This is a genomic window from Streptomyces mesophilus (genome assembly GCF_011044995.1).
GTDB classification, from domain to species: domain Bacteria; phylum Actinomycetota; class Actinomycetes; order Streptomycetales; family Streptomycetaceae; genus Streptomyces; species Streptomyces mesophilus.
In genome coordinates, this window is the sequence record NZ_JAAKZW010000321.1 from 1 (window position 1) to 7,418 (window position 7,418).

Here is a 7,418-nt window from a genome sequence, read left to right on the forward strand (position 1 = left end):
CCCGGGGCTCACGGCCCTCGGACGATTCGGGGGCCATTCCCTCGTACGCGCGGGTCCGTTCGGACATGGCGGCCTCCTGCGCCCGGGCCTCGTTCTCGCCCTCGTGCGGCTTGGGGGCCGGGTGCGGCCGGGCCGCGTTGCGCAGCGCGTAGGCCGCGCCGGCCAGGAGCACCGCCATGATCAGGGCGGCGGCCCAGTCCGGCAGACCGATCGCGAACACCAGGCCGAGGGCGAGCGCACAGGCGGCGCCCGCGTACAGCGCGACGGCGCCCGATGCCGCGTACAGCGAGGCCGTGCGCCGCTGCTTGAGCGTCTGCTTGCGCAGTTCGTCACGGAGCTCGGCATGCAGTTCCTCACGCACCGTGTCGCGGACGACCTGGGCGAGGGTGTCGCTGATGGCCTTCTCCGTCGGGTCCGTAATTGTGCGTCCAGTGCGTTCCATGGCGCCCGGGTACCCCTGTGCCCGGGCGCCTAACTCCGGTGCGTTCCGCGGAAACGATCTCCCGGCCGCCGGAGCCCAACTACCCTCGGTGCCATGGAGATTCTGGGGACCACGCTGCGGATCTGCGTCGAGGATCTGGACACCTCGGTGGCCTTCTACGAGCGGCTCGCGGGCACCAAGGCGCTGCGTTTCGAACGGGGCGGGGTACAGGTCGCCGCGGTCGGCTGCTTTCTGCTGATGAGCGGCCCCGAGGCGGAGCTCGAAGTGCTCCGCAAGGTCACCGCCACCATCGCGGTCCCCGACGTGGACGAGGCACAGCAGGTGCTCGCCGCCTCGGGCGCCCACATCGTGGCGGGCCCGGTGCCGACCCCGGCGGGCCGCAATCTGATCGCGGTCCATCCGGACGGCACCGTGTTCGAGTACGCGGATCAGCGTTCCGTACGGGGATAGCGGGCCGTTCCGCAGGCCGGCCGGTGCGCAGGCCGGCCGCCCCGCCGGTCAGCCGTCCTCTTGTACGGGCCGCATGCGGAAGTCGTAGCGCGCGGGGACCGGGTCGTCGCTGACGGCTGCCCAGAGTTCGGCGAGCAGCTCGGAGCCCTCGCCCAGATCGGCGACCTCGAACCCCTCCTCGAAGATGCCCCTGGCACCCTCCTTGTCGCCTTCCGCCAGCAGCAGTCGGGCCTCGAGCAGACGGAACCGTCCCCGTGTGCGGGTGGCCGGACGCAGCCCGTCCCACACCGCGCGCGCGTCGGCCGGGCGTCCCGCGGCGATCAGGGTCTCGATGGCCTCCCGGCCCAGGGCCGCCGAGGCGGCCGTCCACACCTCGGCCTCGCGGCGTTCGGCGCACAGGTCGGCGAAGGCCTCGGCATAGCGGTCGGCGGCGCGCTGCACCTGGCCCGACTCACGGTCGGCCACGGCCAGGCAGCGCAGCAACGGCCAGAGGGACGGCGCGAGTTCGAGCCCGCGCTCCCAGCTGCGTACCGCCTGGGCGAAGTCCCCGGCGTGCCACTGGGCGACGCCGAGGTGGTACTCGGTGAGCGGTGCGGCGGGCGCGGTCTCCAGCATGTCCCGCCAGTGCGGGGCTACCAGGGTGGGGCCCGGCGGGGTCACCCGGCGCGGTTCGGGGTACGAGCCGGTGTGGGCCAGCTCGATCCAGGGCGCCTGTTCGGCGTCGAGGGTCGATTCGTCGAACGGGGTACCGGGCAGCTTGAGCCCGGCCCGCAGGACTTCGAGCGCTCCCCAGCCCGAGCCCGTGGCAAGCCGCTCACCCGGTTCGGTGTCGGCGCACCGCCGCCATTGCTCGTACGCCTTCTGCACCTCGGCCCGCGGCAGCGCCTCTTCGAGGCGCGCGGACACCTCCTCGCGCGCCGCGGCCCAGTCCGCGCCGTGCACCCGGTCGGGGTCGGCGCTCAGCGGACCGTACGCCTCGCACCAGCTGAACTCGCCCTCCGCCTCGAGACGCAGATGTTCCAGCTGGGTGCGGGCGAGTCCGGCCTGGATCTCGGCATAGCCGCCGGTGCCGGGCTCGGTGAGCCACTCCTGCCAGCGCCGGCCGCCCGCCGAGCCGCCCCAGGTGAACAGCTTGCGGCCGCGCAGCCGGTCGGTGGAGGTCTGTATGAGACCGTGGCCGTGCTCGTCGAGCGCGGTGATCCAGCGGCGCGCGTCCTCGGGCAGCTCGTAGAAGTAGTCCGCGGGATGGGGGCTGTTCAGGGGGTACGTGCGGTCGGACCCTTCGAGGTGCGGGACGGGCACGCGATGCAGGGCGCGCTCGTAGCCGTAGTGCCAGGTCTCCTCGGCGGGGGCGAGGACGCGGCGTTCCTCGGGGACCGCGGTGTTCGACCACCAGTAGACGGGCACGGCCTTCTCGTGCGGATTGCGGATCCGGACGGCCACGTACAGGAAATCCGAGTCCTCGGGCAGCCAGAGGTCGACCTGGAACGGGGTGTCGCGCAGCCGCTCCCACTCCCACAGGCGCAGCATCGCGGTGCCGTCCGGGGCCTCGACGCGGGCGGCGTGGACCGGGGCGCAGGACAGGGTGGTGTGGCCGGTGGCGCCGATGTTCCACTCGATGCCGCCGGAGAACCACGCCCCGTTGAGCGCGAAGGCGGCGGGCTGGAACACCGGGTTGGTGTAGAGGAGTTCACGGCCGGTGGGCTTGTGGCGCAGGGAGTGGATCCGGCCGCCGAGCCCCGGCAGCACGGTGACCTCGAGGCGGGAGTTCTCCAGGATCAGGGTGTCGAGGGTGAGGTCGGTGCGCGCGCGGTCGTAGCCGTCGGCTGTCGCTGTGGGCAGGATGCTGCGCAGCGGCCGGTAGCCGAGCTGGCGCCGCATGTCGAGCGGAAGCGACTCCCGCAGCCGCTCGTCGACGGAGACGGCGTGGACTCCGGTCGGCGGGCAGAGGGCGGGCAGCGGATTCGCCAGGCCCAAGGGGGCGCCGGGCAGGGTCAGTTCGGCACGTCGGATCGTCGTCACCTGACCATGGAACCCGCTGACCGCACCGGTGACCAGGGGACCTTCGGGTCAGGATTGCGCAAAGCCGACCAGTGCGTCGTGGGCGTCATGGGCGTCATGGGCGTCATGGGCGTCATGGGCGTCAATCGTCCCCTGCCTCATGGCGCGGAGCCCATCAGCGCCTCGACCACGAGGTCGGTCAGGAGCGCGCCCGCGGAGCCGTCGGGGTCGAGGTCCGGATCGTAGATCGTGATGTTGAGGCCGACGCAGTGGTCGGAGGCGGCCAAGGTGCCGAGCAGGGTGCGCAGTTCGTCCGGCTCGAGCCCGTCGGGGTCGGGCGCGTCGACGGCGGGCATGACCTCCGGGTCGAGGCTGTCGGCGTCCAAGTGCACCCAGAAACCTTCGAGTTCGGCGATCTCCAGGGACTTCCGCACGGCGCCCGCGATGTCGGCCGGGCCCCACTCACGGATCTCACCGACGCTCGCGTGGGGAATCTTGAGCTCGCGCAGTTCGTCGCGCTGCGGATCGTTGTCGCGGATGCCGAGGAGCCGTACGTCCTCGTCCTTGAGATACGGCCGCAGGCCCTCCAGATCGGTCAGGTCGTCCTGGCCGCGCCCGGTGGCGAGCGCCAGTTCCTCGCCGCCGGCCGCGCCGACCCGCTCCGAGTTGCCGGGGTGCCGGAAGTCGGTGGAGCCGTCGATCGCCGCGAGCGCGTAGCGGCCGATACGGCGCATGGCGAGCGAGGCGCCCAGCTGGATCGAGCAGTCACCGCCGAGTACGACGGGGAAGTCCCCGGCCCGCAGATGGTGCTCGATCCGGTCGGCGAGCTTGACGGTGTACGAGGCGAGGGCCGCGGCGTTGAAGACCCCGTCGCCCTCCTGCCAGTCGCCGCGGTCGTAGCGGGGCGGGACCACGACACCGCCCTCGAACGCGCCGAGGCGTTGCACGATCCGCTGCTCCCTGAGCGCGCCGGCCAGCTTGTACACGCCGGGTACGGTCCCAGGGGCCGGGGGGCGAAGTCCCAGGTTGGAGGGGGCGTCGAGGACCACGATGCGTCGCATGGGTTCATCCTCGGACAACGGGGGCGCCGCCCTCAAGGGGGCGCCCACGCGCTTGTGGGATCAGACGGATCCGGTCACCCGGCGGCGAACTCCACCACCGCGAGCGCCCCCGCCGGATGCACGGCGACCAGCTTGAGGCCCGACTCCCCCGCCAGCTCGGCGAGTTGGGCCGCGGTGCGTTCCTTGCCCGCGAAGAAGACCAGCATCCGCAGATCCATGTCGGTACGGACCTGCTCCCCGTCTCCGCCGATCTTCTCGATCACGAGGACCCGGCCCGTACTGCCCGCCGCCTCCGCGCAGCGGCGCAGGATCGCGAGGGCGGAGGTGTCGTCCCAGTCGTGCAGGATCGAGGAGAGCAGGTAACCGCCGTATCCCGTGGGGAGTTCGTCGAAGAAGCTGCCCTCGACGGCGTCGGCCCGCCCCTTGAGCCGCTCGGCGGTGAACCGTATCCGCGCCGACTCGGCGGTGCGGTCCCGGTCGAGCACGCTGCCGCGCAGATCGGGATGCGCCTTGAGGAGCGCGGTGAGCAGCGCGCCGTTGCCGCCGCCGACATCGAGCACGCGCCCCAGGGCGGCCCAGTCGTAGGCGGCGGCGAGCGCCGGTCCTTCGGTGCCGATGTCCCGGCTCATATGGGCGTCGAAACGTTCCTGTCGGTCCGGCGTGGTGGCGAGGTCGTCCCAGAACGAGGCCCCGTATCTGAGCGGAAACCCCGGCAGCCCGGTCCGTACGGAATGCAGCAGTTCCACCAGGGACAGGTCCGCGCGGCCCACCGGGGAGGCCATGTCGAGCCAGGGGTGCAGGTCCGAGGGGTGGGCGGAGTGCAGGGGGGCGCCGAGTGCGGTGAGCGCGTAGCGGCCCTCGCCGTCGCGGTCGAGGACGCCCTTGGCGGCGAGATGGGCGAGCATCCGCTCCAGGGCGCCGGCGTCGGCGCCCACGATGGCGGCCAGTTCGCGTGCGGTGCGCGGCCCGTCGTCGAGGGACTCCCCGATCCTCAGGGTCGCGGCCGCGCGGATGGCCATGGGCGTGGCCAGGTCGGCCAGGTCGGCCAGGTCGGCGAGTCCGGACGGCGGGAGCGGGGCCGATCGGTCCGCTGCGTGTACCGGAGTCGCGGTCGGTTGCGTGGTGGTGGCCGGCGGGCCGGTGTCGTCGGAGGGACCCTTGGTCCCGCTGCCCGGAATGTCCGCAGTCATGGCGCGTCCTCTCCCCAGCTCCCCCGGACCCTCTCTCCGGCGACGCGTGCGGTGGCGTGCGCTACCGGACCATGTCCCGCGTGAGGGCCCACCGCTCATGGTCGCGCCACGCCCCGTCGATGTACAGGAAGTCCGGCGAGAACCCCTCGAGGCGGAATCCGCAGCGGCGGGCAAGCGCGATCGAAGCGGCGTTGCGCGGCTGGACGTTGATCTCGAGGCGGTGCAGGGCGAGCGCGGGCCCGAAGGCGTACGCGATGACGAGCCGCAGGCCCTCGGTCATCAGCCCCTTGCCCGCGGCGTGGGCGAAGGCTCCGTAGCCGAGCGCGCCGCTGAGGAAGGCGCCCTTGACGATGTTGTTGATGTTGACGTACCCGGCGATCCGACCGCTGTCGCGCTCGCAGACGAGGAACCCGGCACGCGAGGAGTCCTCGATCAGCCGCTCCGCGTACACCGCGTACTGCTCGGCCGTGACCGGTGGCGCGAGCCAGGGGTGGTGCAGTTCGCGGCCGGCGCGGGCGAGCGTGGTGAAGGCCTCGCCGTCGGCGTACGTGAGAAGACGTATGCCGACGCGAGGCCCTGTGGCGAGAAAGGTGGTGCTGTGGGACATGCCCGAACCCTAGAACCCCGGGGACGGGACCACTTCTTGGGGCTGCCGCCCCGTTCTTGGGGTGTCGCCCGGTTACTTCTTCTTCGGGGCGGCCTTGGGACAGGTCTCCGTCTTCTTGACGACACCGATGTTGAGGGCCTGGCCCTCGAGCTCGACGCCGGGCGCCGGTGTCTGGGAGCAGACCTTCCAGTTGAGCGGCCAGAAGATGTTGCGGTTGAAGCCGCTGACGTCACGGATGTCGACGCGGGTGCGGTAGTCGACCGTCTGGAAGACGTCCATCAGGGCCTTGCCCCGGAAGTCCGGCATCGGCGGACCGGCCGCCGCGGCGGTCGTCACGGTGAGGGCCGTCGTGGCGAGCACCGTGCCGGTGAGCACGGCCGCGCGCTGGATGAGTGTGGTCACTTCCGTCTCCTGATGAGGTAGGCCCCGCACAGGGCACCGATCACGCCGGTGAGCAGCAGCGCCATCCACAGGGGCATGGTCACTTCGGGGATCAGCAGGCGGATCTTGGTGCTGCGGGTGTTCTCGAAAATGAAGATCAGGCCGAGGATGCCGATCGCGGCGACGGTCAGACGTCCGGGTGTCATCAGCCCCTTGGCCTTGCCGGCACTGCCGCTCTTGGAGTTGTTGGAGCTCATGCGGGACCTTCCGTCCGGGGTAACGCCGTCGCCCCCTGAGGTCAGCATGAGCAGGTGGGCGCCGGGGACGCACGCGGCCGGTGCCCCTGCGGGTGGCGCAGTGGGCCTAACGGGTGAGGGCCGGTGGCCGCCGGCCCGGGGTTCCGGCTCACTGGGTGTACGGCGCCACCTCGGGAACGGAGACGGTCCATGACGCAGCAGGTCCACCTCGGCCGGGAGAAGGAAACCCTGCTGATGACGCTGTACCTGCGCGCCGTCGACAGCCGGCGTGCGCGGCCCGTCCTCGGTGACCCGCACGCGCAGCGGATCATGGAACAGATCGACTACGACTTCGGGCGGCTGCGGGGCCTTCGGGGTGCCGCGCCCCTGGTCGCCGCACGTGCCCGGCGCTTCGACGCCTGGACCGCCGGGTTTCTGCACGAGTATCCGGATGCTCTGGTGCTGCATCTGGCCTGCGGTCTGGACAGCCGGCCGCTGCGGGTGGCGCGGCCGGCCTCGGCCGTGTGGATCGACGTGGACTATCCGGAGGTGATCGAGCTGCGCGAGCGTCTGTACGGGCCCGTCGAAGGGGTACGGAGCGTGGGTGCGTCGGTCACGGAGTCCGGGTGGTGGTCCGAGCTGCCGCGGGACAGGCCGACGATGGTGGTGGCCGAGGGGTTGCTGATGTATCTGCCGCCGGATGATGTCAGCCACCTCGTCAACCGGGTCGTGGGCACTTTCCCGACGGGGCGGCTTGTCTTCGACGCCGTGGCTCCCTGGGTACGGTCCGTCTCTGGGCTCCACCCGACGCTGCGCCGCGCGGACACGCGCTTCCGCTGGGCGCTGCACTCCCCGGCGGCCTTCGCCCGCGCGCATCCGCCGCTACGGCTGCTGAGCGACCTGCCGGCCCTGGACGAGATCGGCCGCACCCGGCCCGGCACGGCCTCGCGCACCGCGCTGCGGAATCTGGCCCGGGTACCAGGGCTGGGCGATGCGGTGCGCTTCCTGCGCTACGGGTTCGCCGTCACGTCGTAACAGCCCACCCGGCCC

At 72.0% G+C, this 7,418-nt stretch carries 9 protein-coding genes; 2 read left to right on the forward strand and 7 right to left on the reverse strand.

The genetic code is table 11. The features are described from left to right. Positions 1-361: phage holin family protein (locus G6045_RS37905; protein WP_328708057.1), on the reverse strand; the 361-nt coding region annotated here is incomplete at its 3' end. 174 nt (positions 362-535) lie between these two features. Here G6045_RS37905 and G6045_RS37910 point away from each other — a divergent pair. Next, the gene (locus G6045_RS37910) at positions 536-892 is read left to right on the forward strand and encodes a VOC family protein (protein WP_165336788.1); all 357 of its coding nucleotides are present in this window, start codon (positions 536-538) and stop codon (positions 890-892) included. A 48-nt stretch (positions 893-940) separates the two neighbouring features. Here G6045_RS37910 and G6045_RS37915 read toward each other — a convergent pair whose 3' ends face one another. From G6045_RS37915 to G6045_RS37940, 6 genes are all read right to left on the reverse strand, one after another. Continuing rightward, a complete protein-coding gene (locus tag G6045_RS37915; protein WP_165336789.1) occupies positions 941-2,914 on the reverse strand; it encodes a DUF5107 domain-containing protein in 1,974 nt (657 codons plus the stop codon). Between the two features lie 137 nt (positions 2,915-3,051). After that, entirely contained in the window at positions 3,052-3,954 is a 903-nt protein-coding gene (locus tag G6045_RS37920; protein WP_165336790.1) for an arginase family protein, read from the reverse strand. A 74-nt stretch (positions 3,955-4,028) separates the two neighbouring features. Beyond that, on the reverse strand, positions 4,029-5,144 hold the full coding sequence (locus G6045_RS37925; RefSeq protein WP_165336791.1) for a methyltransferase: 1,116 nt from the start codon (positions 5,142-5,144) through the stop codon (positions 4,029-4,031). Between the two features lie 61 nt (positions 5,145-5,205). After that, positions 5,206-5,751: a GNAT family N-acetyltransferase gene (locus G6045_RS37930; protein WP_165336792.1), complete on the reverse strand. Its 546-nt coding sequence runs from the start codon at positions 5,749-5,751 to the stop codon at positions 5,206-5,208. A gap of 72 nt (positions 5,752-5,823) precedes the next feature. Beyond that, complete coding sequence (locus G6045_RS37935) at positions 5,824-6,153, reverse strand: hypothetical protein (protein ID WP_206344718.1); 330 nt, start codon at positions 6,151-6,153, stop codon at positions 5,824-5,826. After that, positions 6,150-6,389 (reverse strand): LapA family protein, encoded by a 240-nt coding sequence (locus G6045_RS37940; RefSeq protein ID WP_165336793.1) that lies wholly within the window; start codon positions 6,387-6,389, stop codon positions 6,150-6,152. The genes G6045_RS37935 and G6045_RS37940 overlap by 4 nt, the downstream gene beginning before the upstream one ends. 189 nt (positions 6,390-6,578) lie before the next feature. Between G6045_RS37940 and G6045_RS37945 the strand changes: the two genes are divergently transcribed. Then, the gene (locus tag G6045_RS37945) at positions 6,579-7,403 is read left to right on the forward strand and encodes a class I SAM-dependent methyltransferase (RefSeq protein WP_165336794.1); all 825 of its coding nucleotides are present in this window, start codon (positions 6,579-6,581) and stop codon (positions 7,401-7,403) included. Positions 7,404-7,418: the final 15 nt, after the last annotated feature.

Excerpts from the sequence above, each read along its gene's own strand:
- G6045_RS37910 (WP_165336788.1), top strand. The coding sequence starts at position 536 with ATGGAGATTCTGGGGACCACGCTGCGGATCTGCGTCGAGGATCTGGAC.
- G6045_RS37920 (WP_165336790.1), bottom strand. The coding sequence starts at position 3,954 with ATGCGACGCATCGTGGTCCTCGACGCCCCCTCCAACCTGGGACTTCGC.
- G6045_RS37925 (WP_165336791.1), bottom strand. The coding sequence starts at position 5,144 with ATGACTGCGGACATTCCGGGCAGCGGGACCAAGGGTCCCTCCGACGAC.
- G6045_RS37930 (WP_165336792.1), bottom strand. The coding sequence starts at position 5,751 with ATGTCCCACAGCACCACCTTTCTCGCCACAGGGCCTCGCGTCGGCATA.
- G6045_RS37940 (WP_165336793.1), bottom strand. The coding sequence starts at position 6,389 with ATGAGCTCCAACAACTCCAAGAGCGGCAGTGCCGGCAAGGCCAAGGGG.
- G6045_RS37945 (WP_165336794.1), top strand. The coding sequence starts at position 6,579 with ATGACGCAGCAGGTCCACCTCGGCCGGGAGAAGGAAACCCTGCTGATG.